Annotated in this window: 14 protein-coding genes; 3 read left to right on the top strand and 11 right to left on the bottom strand. The window is 48.5% G+C overall.

What is annotated here, in order from left to right; genetic code table 11:
* Window positions 1–147: 147 nt before the first annotated feature.
* The 11 genes from DWY55_RS21015 to DWY55_RS20965 form a co-directional block, all read right to left on the bottom strand.
* A complete protein-coding gene (locus DWY55_RS21015; RefSeq protein WP_057281983.1) occupies window positions 148–936 on the bottom strand; it encodes a PRTRC system ThiF family protein in 789 nt (262 codons plus the stop codon).
* On the bottom strand, window positions 933–1,634 hold the full coding sequence (locus DWY55_RS21010) for a prokaryotic E2 ligase family D protein (protein ID WP_120178371.1): 702 nt from the start codon (window positions 1,632–1,634) through the stop codon (window positions 933–935). Before DWY55_RS21010 ends, DWY55_RS21015 begins: the two co-directional genes overlap by 4 nt.
* Window positions 1,635–1,650: 16 nt before the next feature.
* Entirely contained in the window at window positions 1,651–2,733 is a 1,083-nt protein-coding gene (locus DWY55_RS21005) for a hypothetical protein (protein ID WP_120178372.1), read from the bottom strand.
* A gap of 37 nt (window positions 2,734–2,770) precedes the next feature.
* Window positions 2,771–2,992: a PRTRC system protein C gene (locus tag DWY55_RS21000; RefSeq protein WP_032944520.1), complete on the bottom strand. Its 222-nt coding sequence runs from the start codon at window positions 2,990–2,992 to the stop codon at window positions 2,771–2,773.
* Between the two features lie 3 nt (window positions 2,993–2,995).
* On the bottom strand, window positions 2,996–4,030 hold the full coding sequence (locus DWY55_RS20995; RefSeq protein WP_120178369.1) for a PRTRC system protein E: 1,035 nt from the start codon (window positions 4,028–4,030) through the stop codon (window positions 2,996–2,998).
* A 33-nt stretch (window positions 4,031–4,063) separates the two neighbouring features.
* On the bottom strand, window positions 4,064–4,279 hold the full coding sequence (locus tag DWY55_RS20990; protein WP_057252928.1) for a hypothetical protein: 216 nt from the start codon (window positions 4,277–4,279) through the stop codon (window positions 4,064–4,066).
* 48 nt (window positions 4,280–4,327) lie between these two features.
* The gene (locus tag DWY55_RS20985; RefSeq protein ID WP_120178367.1) at window positions 4,328–4,615 is read right to left on the bottom strand and encodes a hypothetical protein; all 288 of its coding nucleotides are present in this window, start codon (window positions 4,613–4,615) and stop codon (window positions 4,328–4,330) included.
* An 11-nt stretch (window positions 4,616–4,626) separates the two neighbouring features.
* Entirely contained in the window at window positions 4,627–4,863 is a 237-nt protein-coding gene (locus DWY55_RS20980) for a hypothetical protein (RefSeq protein WP_032944600.1), read from the bottom strand.
* A 195-nt stretch (window positions 4,864–5,058) separates the two neighbouring features.
* Window positions 5,059–7,158, bottom strand: coding sequence for a type IA DNA topoisomerase (locus DWY55_RS20975; protein WP_120178365.1), 2,100 nt, complete (start codon window positions 7,156–7,158; stop codon window positions 5,059–5,061).
* A gap of 90 nt (window positions 7,159–7,248) precedes the next feature.
* Window positions 7,249–7,512, bottom strand: a complete 264-nt coding sequence (locus tag DWY55_RS20970) for a DUF4099 domain-containing protein (protein WP_032944512.1) — start codon at window positions 7,510–7,512, stop codon at window positions 7,249–7,251.
* 45 nt (window positions 7,513–7,557) lie between these two features.
* Window positions 7,558–9,330 carry a DUF3945 domain-containing protein gene (locus tag DWY55_RS20965; protein ID WP_120178363.1) on the bottom strand — a complete coding sequence of 591 codons (1,773 nt, stop codon included), beginning with the start codon at window positions 9,328–9,330 and terminating at the stop codon, window positions 7,558–7,560.
* A 104-nt stretch (window positions 9,331–9,434) separates the two neighbouring features.
* On the opposite strand from DWY55_RS20965, the gene DWY55_RS22120 reads away from it, so the two are divergent.
* From DWY55_RS22120 to DWY55_RS20945, 3 genes are all read left to right on the top strand, one after another.
* Window positions 9,435–9,599 carry a hypothetical protein gene (locus tag DWY55_RS22120; protein WP_165859533.1) on the top strand — a complete coding sequence of 55 codons (165 nt, stop codon included), beginning with the start codon at window positions 9,435–9,437 and terminating at the stop codon, window positions 9,597–9,599.
* Window positions 9,600–10,222: 623 nt separating this feature from the next.
* On the top strand, window positions 10,223–10,810 hold the full coding sequence (locus tag DWY55_RS20955) for an SMI1/KNR4 family protein (RefSeq protein ID WP_120178361.1): 588 nt from the start codon (window positions 10,223–10,225) through the stop codon (window positions 10,808–10,810).
* A 617-nt stretch (window positions 10,811–11,427) separates the two neighbouring features.
* On the top strand, window positions 11,428–12,000 hold the full coding sequence (locus DWY55_RS20945; RefSeq protein WP_120178357.1) for a hypothetical protein: 573 nt from the start codon (window positions 11,428–11,430) through the stop codon (window positions 11,998–12,000).
* Window positions 12,001–12,720: the final 720 nt, after the last annotated feature.

Here is a 12,720-nt window from a genome sequence, read left to right as displayed (position 1 = left end):
GCAAAAGTAAGGAGGGAAAATGAACTGTAGAAGATGTACTTACTTAGGCGCTTACTATATACATTTGTTCCTAACTGCAATGAAGTTAATATATGTTTGTCTTGATTTCAAACAAGTTTTAACATGTTATAGGTCATAAAGCCGCGTTCAGACAGGTATCGGATTCATTTTCAAGGTAGAAAGGTTCAGGTACAGCCCGTAATGCTCGATCATGCCGTTGCGGAACATTTTCCACAGGATATTGCAGCCGAGCTGTGCCAATGTGGAGTTGATGAACAGGTCCTGCTTTTCCAGGGCCTCTGCCAGTGAGCAGCTCGGTCCCGAGTCTTTCTCCTTTACTTTCGCGTATTTCACGTAGCGGGTAATCACTTTCAGTGACTCCACCGTTTCGTACAGCTTGGATTCCGGCTGCCTGATTTTTTTCGGTACGGTTCCGAGGACGACCTGTCCCGTGTCCTGTGTATTCCCAAAGTCCATCCAGTACAGGGGCGTCTCGTGGCTTCTGTATTCCGATACCGGCACGGCTTTCAGTATGTTCCACAGGTCGATACGTGACTTTATGTTGTCCGTGCAGGTGATCGTTATGTTGGCCAGATTATCCCGTCTAGCGTCCTTCAGGGCTGCCGGATAGATGTCCGGTACCGCCTTCCAGTCGTTGCCGAAGAAGTTGTTCATGCGTGTGACAAGACACTGTGCCTTGTTCAGGCCGATGTCCGAGGGGCTGAAGAGCTGTCGCCCGATGTTGGCCTCCGTCACGATGTCGGAATCATACACGGTTATAAACAGCCCGGGGTGTCCGAGTCCCCTCAGTGCCGTGTCAAGTCTGGCCAGGCAGGTAAGTACCTGCGAGCCTGTTCCTCCCGCTCCGATAAGGTTTACCGTTACCGGATGCTGCGGGTTTATGAGATAGTTGTCGATGTAATGTACTCTTTTCATTTCAGTATGTCTTTAAGTTTCATGTTGTTCAGTTGCTTCAGTTCGTCGAGGTTGAAGTCCCTGTCCCGTGCCGCCTTTGTCACCAGCACGAGGTTTGACCTTGTCGGGTTCCCGTTCCCTCCCAGGTGGGTGAATTCCGTCAGCCAGAATTTCCTTTCCCAGTACTGCAGCAGCTTCTCATAGGTCAGGTCCTTCGGCAGCTCTATCCTGGCGTTTCCCAGACATACGCTGGAACCTGTCACGTTGAAGAAGGGCGCGGCGTACAGCACGGTATCCGGTCCGGGAACATTTTCCTTGTAGGCATAGATTCTCATTCCGTGTTCTCCGGCCTCATAGATCACTCCCGGCAGGTAATATTCCGCGTTTTCTATTTTGAGCGCGGGGCTGAAGAACATCATCCTCTTGTGCGGAGGGTTGTACCACACGTATCTCTCGCTTCCCTTGCGCGGGTCGCAATACAACAGGTTGTCGGGAATCTTCCCATATGGAGTGGTGCTGTGTCTTTCCGAGTATCCCTTCACGAGCGTGTTCATGAATTCCATGGTTACCGGTCTACCTTCCGTCATGTTTCCCCGGTCGTCAATTTCACGGATTTCAAGGAAAAAGTTCCTGTCATTCTCCGAGGCATAGGCAATCAGTGCCGCCTTGGGGTTGAGCGGTGTCTTGATCTTTCTGGTCAGTTCGTTGCTGTCTATCATATGCTTTCAGATTGGTTTATACTGTGATGTTGATGAATTTTTCCGCCCATTTGAAGAAACGTTCCGGATAGTCGTCCATGCGGAACAGTTCCTCCGTTTCCGGAGACAGGTCACAGGTGGTGACCGGAATGATGTCATATGTTTCCTGGCTGTAGGAGTTGTAATAGTCGGTGAGATATTCCGTTATCATGTCGGTGCAGTCATAGATGACCCGGATCTGCTTGCTGAGATACATGGGCAGAAAGTCCGGTTCTTCCTCGTAGAAGGGATCGTAGCCGTATTCCATGATGCCGTGTTCAGGTGTAAGGAACTCCAGACCCTCCTTCATGACAGAGAGCAGTGACTGTTCGTACCCGTCCTTCGGCTTATATCGGTCGATTGCCTTCGGCAGATTCTTGTAGTAGGATTTGCGTTCCACCCGGCGTAACAGGGCATGTATCCTGCCTTCCTCATAGGAGTGCAGGAGCCGCCGCCTTTTTTTCCGGTCGGATGCCGTTTCACCCGAGTCATCCTCAGACATCAGTGTCAGGGCATAGTCCATGTCATCCTCGTCCAGTATGGTGTTTATCCCGTTCGCCTGCATCAGGTTGTGGATGAAGGTGACGGATATGCGTCTCAGTTCCGGTCCGAGCCTTTCCATGAACTTTGTCGGGAAGTAATACAACGTGAGTTCTCCCCATCCATGACATTTCCAGAGACGGAACAGGAGTCTTTCTTCGTCCTGCTCAATGTTGACATTCATGTCATTACCTACAAGGTTACACATCTCTTCGTGCAGTCTGGCAATGCTTTCGCCGGGCGTTCGTCCCGGTGTATGTACCGCCTCCTTCTTCATGAGGAGTGCATATCTGAAAAAGGAATCACGCAGGTACTCATAGTTTTCCTGCGTGATAAGATTGTGCGGCTTCCCGTCAGTACCGTCCGTGAACAGTTCCGATGGGGATATCGGCAAGAACGTAGCGTTCAGAAAAGAATTACGGCACCGCTGGGTGCCGCAATCCGTTTCTTTCTTTCCGTGCCGTAATGCACCTTCCTTTCTGTTTCCGCAATGATAAGTTTCGCGAGCTGTTCCGCCTGATATCCGTCCAATGGTACACATGATTTCTTCTTTTTTCTGTTGTCCTTTGCCATATCCTTTATCCTTTTGTTCCGATAGTTGTCTTGAATTCATATTCTGTCATATCCTCCCTGATGACCGGTCCGTGAACGGTAGCCGTCGTCAGTTCCGGGTACATGTTCGAATAGTAGCTCATGACCATGTCCGGCGAGATGTTCGGATCTGGGTCATGAAGGGTTATATACTCCGTTCCTTTCTTGAATTTGAATGAGCGTGTCATTCCTTTGATTTCGAGTGCCATGTCTTAAACTGTCTGATAAGGTGAATACTTGGGTTCCAGCATGGACTGCGGGAAATCGATGTATTCCTCGTAGTCCTTCTCACTGTATGCGGGATGTTCCTGATCGGAGAGGTACGGTTGCTGTTCGTCCTCCTGCATGAACCGTTCTTCCTGCCAGTCCTGTATTTCAGGCTGCGGCGGATATTGAGGTTGGGAAGGCTGCTGTCCGCCTGTCCGCTGTACGTATTGCGCGTGTGGCTGTATCTGCGGTCTTGCCTGCGGCTGTGGCGGCTGTTGTTGCGACGGCCATATTCCTGGCTGTTGCGGATGCTGCGTGTATGCCTGTTGTGGTCTCTGCGGTGCGGGCTGAGCCTGTCCCGGCATCGGTTGTGACGGTCTCCGCGTGTATGTCTGCTGCGGTGCCGGCTGTTGCGGACGTTGCGGTTGCGGATTTCTCTGTTCCGTTGCCTGTGTGTATGCCGGCTGTTGGGAGTGTGGCTGTTGCTGCTGTACAGAAGGTTCCGGCTGTGCTTCTTGTTCCATCAGGTCGAAGAGGCTTCCCCGGTTCATTTCCGTGTCGGCCGCCTTTATCTTCTCCTCGATTTCCTTCAACTGGGCGGCATTCGCGTGTGCTTTCGCCTGTGTAAGCACGCTGACGGCTTCCCGGTGGTTTCTGGCCGCTGTCAGTTCTTCCGCCTTCTTCATCAGTTTCTCGTACTTCTCCCGTTTCTCGCGTTCTTCCTTCGTCTCCTTGGATTTCGCTTCCTTGGCAGCCTTGCTGCTGGCAGCGGCCTTGTCCGCCTGTGCCTCGAACTGTGCCATATTGGAGATCAGCCCGCACGTTTTCTGTATAGGTCTTGTGACTGCCTGCAGGAATCCCGTATCAAGTTCCTGCGGTGTGCCCGTGACAGTCAGCGGCACGATGTGGTTTTGGGCCTCGTCCTTGAGTCCGTTCGATTTGGGCAATGTGGAAACGGTCAGTTGTCCGTTTGTCTTGCGGATGACGATCGTGAGGTCCACGCTTTCCGTCATCATCTGGTGGATTGCTGTAAAAAACATAATTTCAGATATTAAATGATTAGACGATGTGTTTCAATATTCGCTGAAGAATTCTGCCAGCAGCCTGTTCCTGTCCGGATGTCTGCAAATTTCCAGAACGGGGTTCAGCAGCTTTGAGATGTGAACGGGACCTGTGGTTCCCCTTGGTGGCAGCTTGATTGCCGGTTGCGGGACGTGTACTTTCGGTCTTCTTGTCACGGGCATCCCTATCGGAGCTGGTGACTGTCTTGTGATGATCGCTTGTTGCATATTCTTTATTTTTAAGTGTGAATACCCGGGCTTTGGCAGCCCGTTGAACTACAAGGGCCCAACGGCAAATGCTTCCGGAAAGGCAGGGTTTTCGGGAAAAATACCGGAGCCTCCGGCGAGGATGATTTTTTCCGAAACCGCTTGCGGCCTGACCTTGCCGTCCGACAAGAAGCGTTTGCCAACTTTGCCCTGTAGTTCTCGGTTTGCCAATGTCTGTGTTTTTAGTCCTTTCCCTTTTCTTCCCGTGTCATTTCCGGTTGTGACGGATACAAAAAGAGCCGCCCGCTCCCGGACAGCTCCCTTATGCTGCAATGATAAATTCCGTGCATGTTCCATATCGTCAGATTTCAGAAGACCAGAAAACTCAGTATGCACAGAATGATGGCCAGTGCCACGAGAAAACAGGCTATACGGTAGAGGAACCTGAAGAGTCCCCTGAAACAGATGATGGCCACGGCGGTCCATACAGGCGATATACCGTGGGAATAGAGCCAGCTGAATATGATGGCTGCTGTTACGGCCAGCGCGAGTGTCCTTGCCCATCTGCTGTCCGCTATCTTTCTGATACGTTCTTTTGTTTTCATAATCTTCATGTGTTTGGTGGGAATGCCATTCCCGGTTTCAGGGGCTTTCTTGCAGTCCGCCTCCACAGGCAAGGTTTTCGGGAAAAATACCGGAGCCTCGGGCGAGGATGATTTTTCCCAGAAACCGTAAGGCCAGACCTTGCCGGTGGAAACGGGCGGGCTGCGACCTTTGCCCCGCGAATCGGGATGGCTTCATCATTTCCTTTTCCTGCCGTTCCCGTTTTTGGGGAACGAGAGTGTCAGGGTAAATCCGGCGTCAAAGGTGACCGAAGCGTCGAAAGCTACACCCTTCTTTCCCTTGAATCCCTTGATGAGCCGTGTGGAGCCGGAGGAGAAAAGCTGTTCCAGATGTTGGTCCGTCAGTTCCTTGTTCAGAAACCTGCGGTACACGGTCAGTCCGCACCCTTTATTGTCGCAGCGGGCACTCTTCTCCCTGACGATGATGTGTCCGGTCTTGCATTTGGGACAGGTGAACGTGCGGGGGGCTACCGCCGGAAGGCTGAGGTTCAGGATTTCACGGGTAGCCTTGCGGGTGTAGTCCGTGATGGATGCCATGAACGTGTCCGGTCCGAGTGTGTGTCGCTCTATCTGGAGCAGGGTCTTCTCCCAGCTTCCTGTCAGGGAAACATCCGCCACGAGCATGTCCTTCACCGCATCGTAGATATGGAGTCCCTTTTCCGTGGGGACGATGCTCTTGCCGGAGCGGGCGATATAGTCACGTTTGAACAGTGTGGTGATGATGGCGGCTCTTGTAGCGGGCGTGCCGATGCCCAGCTCCTTCACGGCCTCGCGTGCCTGTTCGTCGGCTATCTCCCTGCCGCAGGTCTCCATCGCTGCCAGCAGCGTGGCTTCGGTATAGAGCGGTCTGGGCACGGTCTTCTTCTGGGCCAGTCCGAATCCTGAAACAGGGACCGTGTCCCCTTCGGCAAATACGGCCGTACCCTCGTCGGTTTCCGGTTCGTCGTCCTGCCTGTCCTCTTTCCTGCGGAAGATGCCGCGCCATCCCGGACTGACGACAAGGGAGCTTTTCGAGCGGAAATCCATGTTGTCCAGACGGCACTCCATAAGAATCAGTTCCTTCTCGCAGCAGGGCGAGAACGCCTCCAGCATACGTCCGGCTATCAGCGTATAGACGGCCTCTTCCGCCTCGGAAAGCCCTTCGGGTGCGATGCCGGTCGTGATGAGGGCATGGTGGTCCGTCACTTTGCTGTCGTCCACGCTGCGGGTGTTGAGACGCGCAAAGTCAAGGATTCCGGCACTTGTGGCGAATCCGGGCATGGCCAAGATTCTTTCCAGCAGACCGGGCACGCAGGCCATCACGTCGTGCGGGATATACCGGCTTCCCGTTCTCGGGTAGGAAATGAACTTCTTCTCGTAGAGCGACTGGGCGATGTCCAGTGTCTTTGCCGCGGGCAGGTCGAGGTGCACGTTGCAGTCCTTCTGAAGTGCCGTCAGGTCGTAGAGCAACGGCGGCTGTTGCAGGGTTTTCCTGCTCTCCACCTTCGTGACCGTCGCCGAAGAATCGGGAGAGAGACTGCGGTAGGCGGCTTCCGCCTTCTGCCTGTCGTCAAAGGTCGCGGGATGGAAGAAGCGGCGGTGTGACGTGCCGCCATTGAGGGTGACATGCAGCTGCCAGTATGGTGTGGATACGAAACTGCGGTTCTCCCTGTAGCGGCTGCATATCATGGCGAGCGTCGGAGTCTGCACCCGTCCGATCGAGTTGTTGGAAGAGCCGGAGACGATGGCCAAGGCACGGCTGGCGTTCATGCCTACCAGCCAGTCCGCCTTCGCGCGGCTGTCGGCGGCGGCATACAGGCTGTCGTATTCCGAGCCGTCCTTCAGTTCCTCCAGCCCTTTCCGTATGGCCTCGTCAGTAAGCGAGGAAATCCACAGGCGGCGGAACGGTTTCGTACATTCCAGGAAGGCGTATATCCAGCGGAAGATAAGTTCCCCCTCACGACCGGCATCGGTAGCCACGATGATGCTGTCACAGCGGTTGAATACGCTTTCTATGACTTTCAGCTGTTTCGAGGCGGCGATGTCCGTAACCATTCCCCTGTCCGTGCGCATCTGTCGGGAGATCAGGCGGAACGGGTCCGGCAGCATCGGCAGGTCCTCCGCTGCCGTTTTCGTATAACCGTAAGTGTCCGGCATGGCCAGTGACACGAGGTGTCCCAGTGCCCAGGTTACCATATATCCGTTACCGGAACAGTAGCCGTCATTTCTTGTATCAGCCCCGACTACACGGGCTATGTCCAAGCCTACACTCGGCTTTTCTGCGATGATTGCTATCATATTGGATAAAAATTAAGCCGTTTCCCGTTTTCCATGCGGAAGACAGGAAACGGCGGTAAGACATCGGTTTACTTGATAATTGCTTCCAGATTATTTGCCCAGCGGTGTCACTCCCTGGATTTCCAGCAGCGGTGCCTCGCCCTTGCGGACCAGCTGGAGCGTGGCGTCCATCACCACGTCCACGCCGAGGAGCACGAGGCTCAGGGACATCACTTTCGTTTTCTCTCCCCTGAGGAGGGTGTCCATTTCGCCGGAGAGTTCCAGCTCGTCCTTCATGATACCGATACCGGAGAGTTCGTCCCAGTTCACTTCATCAGCCTTGAAAGGCATGTCGTTTCCGTTTTCCTTTTTCATATTTCTTTCTTTTTTTATTTAACATTCATTTTCCGTTACCTATAGTCAGGCAATGCTCGCACCTTTTGACTTGCGGTTGCCCTGTTCCTGTCGCTGGCTGTTGGCCACCACGTTTCGCTGTGACGCGTCACGCTTACGGTCGGGATTTTCGTTGTAGAAGTCCAGACGCCCCTGGTTGAAGTTCGCCTTGACGTACTGCGAGATGGTCTTCCCGTCATATCCCTTTATGCCTTCCACCAGCACGGCCTTTCCGCTCTGCAGGTCCGCACGCTGCTGTCTGGTCAGTTCCACGTCCCATACCTTGGTTGGAATCTTGAAATCCTCGCGCTGCTCGAAACCGTCCGGCGTACGGGAGTAGCTCAGGCGTCCCGTTTCCAAATCGGCCTTGATGAAGGAGGAGAATTCCTCTCCCTTGCGGTTCACCATGTCATTGAGGAAAATCACCTTGCCGTCACGGAGTTGCTGCTGTTCCTCCAGCGATATTTTCACTCCGTTGATCTCGTTGGGGATATAGATTTCGCGTGCGCCTTCCGGAGAGTCCGGGTTGTAGCGAGTGTAGGACGGGCGGCCTGTCGCCTCGTCCAGCTTCACGTAAGAGGAGAACACCTCGCCGTCCTTGCGCTGCATTCCCTCCACGAAGATGGCTTTTCCGGCGTTCAGGTCCTCAATCTGTTTCTGTGTCAGTTCCACGCCCCCGAGTGTCTGGCGGTTGAAGAGTTTGTCGTTCTCGAAAATAAACTCGACACCCCTGCGTTCGGCATTCACCTGGATGAAGGCGTTGAACTCGTTACCGGACTTGGCGATCATGCCCTCGACATAGACCTTCTTGCCTTCACGCAGGTCATTCTGCTCCTGCTCTGTCAGTTCCACGCCCTTGATTTCCCTTGGGATGAAGGCATTCTCCGCTTTCATGGCGACCACCTCGTTGGTCAGCTTGTCAATACTGATGAAGGAAGGGATATATTCCCCGTTGCGTCCTTTTAGTTCCACGACACGTCCCATGTTGCCCGTTTCGAGCAGGTTCCTCTTGTCCTCGTCGGAAAAGATATGTCCGAAATACGGTCGGTCGAGGTCGGGTTTCTGCCTGATACCGTGGATGCCGAGCACCACTTCGCCCGCCATGGACTGCTGGAATGACAGACGTGCGTCAGTCCTCAGTACGGCCGAGCCGAAGTTCATGCTGATGGGTACTACCTGGTTGGTCTTGTAGCCACGGAGCATCTGTTCGAGCAGTCCGCGTTCCTGGAGGTATTCACGGGAGATTCCGAAATTCTTGAGCTGTTCCCAGTTGATCATGGACTCGTTGTAACGGTACTGGGGGGACTGGGTCTGCGGCTGGCTGTCAGCTGCGGCAGCCTGCTGCTGGGTTTCATTTTTCTTTGCCATTTCTTCTTGATTTTTTTGGTTAATACTTTGGTTTTCCTTGTTGCGCGGAACAATCTCGTACTGCTTGAGAAATTCCTCCACGGCTTTTGTCTTTTTTCCTGCGGCGATGTCCTCGATGGCCTGCTGTACGGCAGGGTCGTCCAGCCTGTCTTCCTTGACGGAGAGGATTCCGAAGCGTGTCGGGTCTTTCAGCTGGCTCCAGAAGTTCTTGATGAAGTTCTCGAAGGCATCTGCATAGCGGTCAATCTTCAGGAAGGAGTTCCGGTTCTGCCTGTCGGCGGCTACCGTGTTGAATTTTCCGTCCTGTCCGATTTGCGACACCGCTTCCAGAATCAGTTCCATCTTGTCGAGGATGAACACGATGTCACTCATCTGCTCGTTTTCGGTGACCTGCGGTTTCGGGGGTTCTTCCCGTGCATTTTTCTTTGCCATAATTTTTGATTTTTAGTGTTGATAACTCATGTTGTCACCGCAAATATATAGGAGAAAAATTGATAAATAATTGATTTGCAATGTGTTAGGATATACATTACATCTTGTGTCATCACATTACACCGCAGGCCGGAGAAAACGGAGCGAAAACGGCAGGAAAGGGAGAAAAAACGAAAGGCGGCAAAGGAAAGGGAAAAGGCTGGAACAGGCCGGACAGACAAGGGCATGGCGGTACGCACAGCCGCACAGAAGAAAAGGAAAAACTGTAATTATGCAGAGTTGGGAGCGAGCTGCTTTTGTCCCCCTTGATGTGTCCTTTTGTGACAGGAGGCGGATTTCTGTTTACGGGAATAACCGGATCGTGTAATCCATTGGGACGGCATACGGGAGCATGGTTCTCCCGTCAGATTTTTTTATGTTGACCTGTATCTATGCGTCGTAGGTCGCTTCGCTTGCTAAGTCCCGGTCCTTTCCTCAACTCGGACGGCAATACCGGAGCGTTTTTTCGGGCGGAAAATTACCGCAGGGAATTTTGTGTCCCGAAAACCGGAGGCTTGAACGTGGAGGTATTCGCCCTCCGAGTTAACTTCTCTGAAGGGACTTGTCAAGTGAAGCGTGGCTTATGACCGTATGTTTTTGAATAAGGATTGCAGAAGCCTATCTGCCTGTCATTTCATTTAGTCTGTCGTGGAAATCAGAGGTGTTCAAACGACACCATAAAAGAGAAGTTAATTGAATGATTCTGAATAATTTCCAATCTTGATAAAGATAGTCTGTCTTTTATGAGAGATTATATGGAATGTTTCATATCTTTGTAGATAGCCATTGATTTACAATATCTTTGGAGATAATTCGGAAAGAATAGTACTAACCGTCAGATAAAAGAATAGTCATGGATAAGAAAGATTTGGAAAAACTGTTAATGCGATTCTCTCATTTGGGAGTTACTCATTCAAAGAATGGCGCATTGTTGATTGGGAAAGCCCCTCATATTGCCGAATATGCCTGGCTTAATATTATGTACCCTTGTATTACAGAAGCAGAAGTATGCGATTTGGAGAAGAAACTGGGATGCGCTATTCCTGAAGTTTACAGGGATTTTCTGATGAATGTATCCAACGGATTTGATATAATGAACTGCACATTGGCGTTGCACGGTTGCAGGACATCATACGACAGATCAGATTTGGATTCATGGTATCCGTTTAATATTGAAGATATTCAAAAGTACGAACGGCCCAAGAATGCCACACCGGAAATGTTCTTTTTTGCCTCCTATGATTATGACGGTTCAAAGCTTTATCTTAATACTTCGGATAATAAGATATACTATTGTAGTCCATATGATGCAATGCCGCTAAAATCATGGGATTCGTTATCCGACATGATTACTTCTGAAATAGAAAGAATATTTGGCTTGTTTGATGCGGATGGGCATTGTATTGATGAAGATGTTCCGACAACGCCGGTTGCTTTGTGATAATTATAGAATAGTATTGAGTGAAGTAGCTGATAACTAATATGGAGCAAGTAATATATTTTTGGAATAGATTGTATTATGGCATGTACGAATGTAATAGACGTACAGATGTATTCTTGTATAAATATATACATTCGCTAATTCGTTCGTTATATAATTTACTACATAAGGAAAAGATAAGCAAACGACGTGATAAGACTAATTTTAACAAGGCTATTGGTGCATTATCTAATCCAATAATAGGTACAAGCGCAATGCTTGCTGATATAGAGATAGTATGGTTCACGGGACTACTGACATATACATTGATAAATTTAATGTCAATCTTAATACCTGAAGTGTCTTTAGTCGGTGTGGACAAGAAGACTTTCTTCATAATCACCGCAATACCGTGTATTATTATAAATTACTTATTTTTATGGAGAAAGAAAAAGTATCTTGAATATTTTGAGGCATTTCAAAAGGGTTCAAAAAAACTAAACACAATATGGTGCTTTGTAAGCATAATATGTTTTGTGCTTGCCTGGGTACTTTTTATTTTTAGTTTATGCATAATGTAATGACAAATGATATGTCATTAAGTAAGCTGGAACGTAACAATATAAAAGCAATAGTCCATGAATGAGTATAAAATTATTGATAATCTCCCTTTCGGCTTCGATTTCCATAATCGTTCCCGAAAGGAACTGATGAAATATTCAGAATGGTTCTATCAGAATAAAGAACAAAGAATGTTCGAACTTAATCGTGCTATTCAACAGTTTACAGGCAAGATGTGGCAGCAAGATTATTCTATCAATTCTTTAGCTGAATTAAATTTGTTTTTATTGAATAGTATAAAGTCTGAAAATCTTTCAAAGCAAGAATTAGAAGAGAAAAAGAAAAGAGTCCCGACTTACATAACTATTCAGGATTGGGATTTAACCGTTAAGTCACGGTCATTGTTGGTAGATGTGGGAATTTATTGGGGAGAAGTGATCATATATAATAACAATAGCTTACATTGGGAGCAATTTTTTTCAAGGAATAAAAATGATAATGATTATGGTCACATGGTCATTATGTTGAAAAATTCCCAAAGAATTAATCCTATATGGTTAATGTATATACAAGGCTTAAAAATTATAAAAGGAACAGTCTCACAGACATTCCTGAATGATTTATATTCTATTTGGACAAGCTATATTTAATTTGATATATTTCTACAAACAGGGACTCAAGATTTCCAGCATACAGAAATACCGTTATTTCCCCATAAATACGAGTAGAAGATTCAACTAAATATGTGATTCTGAATAATTTTCAATCATTATAAAGATAGTCTGTCTTTTATGAGAGATTATATGGAATGTTTCATATCTTTGTAGATTGCCATTGATTTACAATATCTTTGGCGATAATCCGGAAATAATAGTACTAACCGTCAGACAAAAGAACAATCATGGACAAGAAAGATTTGGAAAAACTGTTAATGCGGTTCTCTCATTTGGAAGTTACTCATTCAAAGAATGGTGACATTATTTACGGGTAATTCTATAGGTGAACATTTAGATTATTATATCGATGATAATTTTGATAAAAATAACGGAGCTTTGTTAAAGTGGTGAGAATGGATTATATATATTATAGAATGTATGTATGGTACAAGAGAAAAAATGATTGTGCCATAGTAAATAGTATATTATTTATAACTTCTGTTAAATTCTTTTTGTGTTTCCCCATTATGGGGATTGTAATAGCATTTTTCGAGAGTGACAAAAATAATATGACTTTAATGTTATATTTAGTATATGCTATTTTAATGCTTATGCATTCATTGATAAAGTATATTAGGCAAACCAATTCTATATTACCTTAATTCCGCAACACTATTATAAATATAACTTTTTAAGTACCTGAGCAACAAAAAG

Source organism: Bacteroides sp. AF25-38AC, assembly GCF_003602995.1.
In the GTDB taxonomy this organism is placed as follows: Bacteria; Bacteroidota; Bacteroidia; order Bacteroidales; family Bacteroidaceae; genus Bacteroides; species Bacteroides uniformis.
The sequence above is the reverse complement of the archived record's forward strand: the minus strand, read 5'-3'. Positions and strand labels throughout refer to the sequence as shown.

Bases quoted from the DNA above. Each gene is read 5' to 3' on its own strand.
- DWY55_RS21015 (WP_057281983.1), bottom strand. From the start codon at position 936: ATGAAAAGAGTACATTACATCGACAACTATCTCATAAACCCGCAGCAT.
- DWY55_RS21010 (WP_120178371.1), bottom strand. From the start codon at position 1,634: ATGATAGACAGCAACGAACTGACCAGAAAGATCAAGACACCGCTCAAC.
- DWY55_RS21005 (WP_120178372.1), bottom strand. From the start codon at position 2,733: ATGTGTACCATTGGACGGATATCAGGCGGAACAGCTCGCGAAACTTAT.
- DWY55_RS21000 (WP_032944520.1), bottom strand. From the start codon at position 2,992: ATGGCACTCGAAATCAAAGGAATGACACGCTCATTCAAATTCAAGAAA.
- DWY55_RS20995 (WP_120178369.1), bottom strand. From the start codon at position 4,030: ATGTTTTTTACAGCAATCCACCAGATGATGACGGAAAGCGTGGACCTC.
- DWY55_RS20990 (WP_057252928.1), bottom strand. From the start codon at position 4,279: ATGCAACAAGCGATCATCACAAGACAGTCACCAGCTCCGATAGGGATG.
- DWY55_RS20985 (WP_120178367.1), bottom strand. From the start codon at position 4,615: ATGGAACATGCACGGAATTTATCATTGCAGCATAAGGGAGCTGTCCGG.
- DWY55_RS20980 (WP_032944600.1), bottom strand. From the start codon at position 4,863: ATGAAAACAAAAGAACGTATCAGAAAGATAGCGGACAGCAGATGGGCA.
- DWY55_RS20975 (WP_120178365.1), bottom strand. From the start codon at position 7,158: ATGATAGCAATCATCGCAGAAAAGCCGAGTGTAGGCTTGGACATAGCC.
- DWY55_RS20970 (WP_032944512.1), bottom strand. From the start codon at position 7,512: ATGAAAAAGGAAAACGGAAACGACATGCCTTTCAAGGCTGATGAAGTG.
- DWY55_RS20965 (WP_120178363.1), bottom strand. From the start codon at position 9,330: ATGGCAAAGAAAAATGCACGGGAAGAACCCCCGAAACCGCAGGTCACC.
- DWY55_RS20955 (WP_120178361.1), top strand. From the start codon at position 10,223: ATGGATAAGAAAGATTTGGAAAAACTGTTAATGCGATTCTCTCATTTG.
- DWY55_RS20945 (WP_120178357.1), top strand. From the start codon at position 11,428: ATGAATGAGTATAAAATTATTGATAATCTCCCTTTCGGCTTCGATTTC.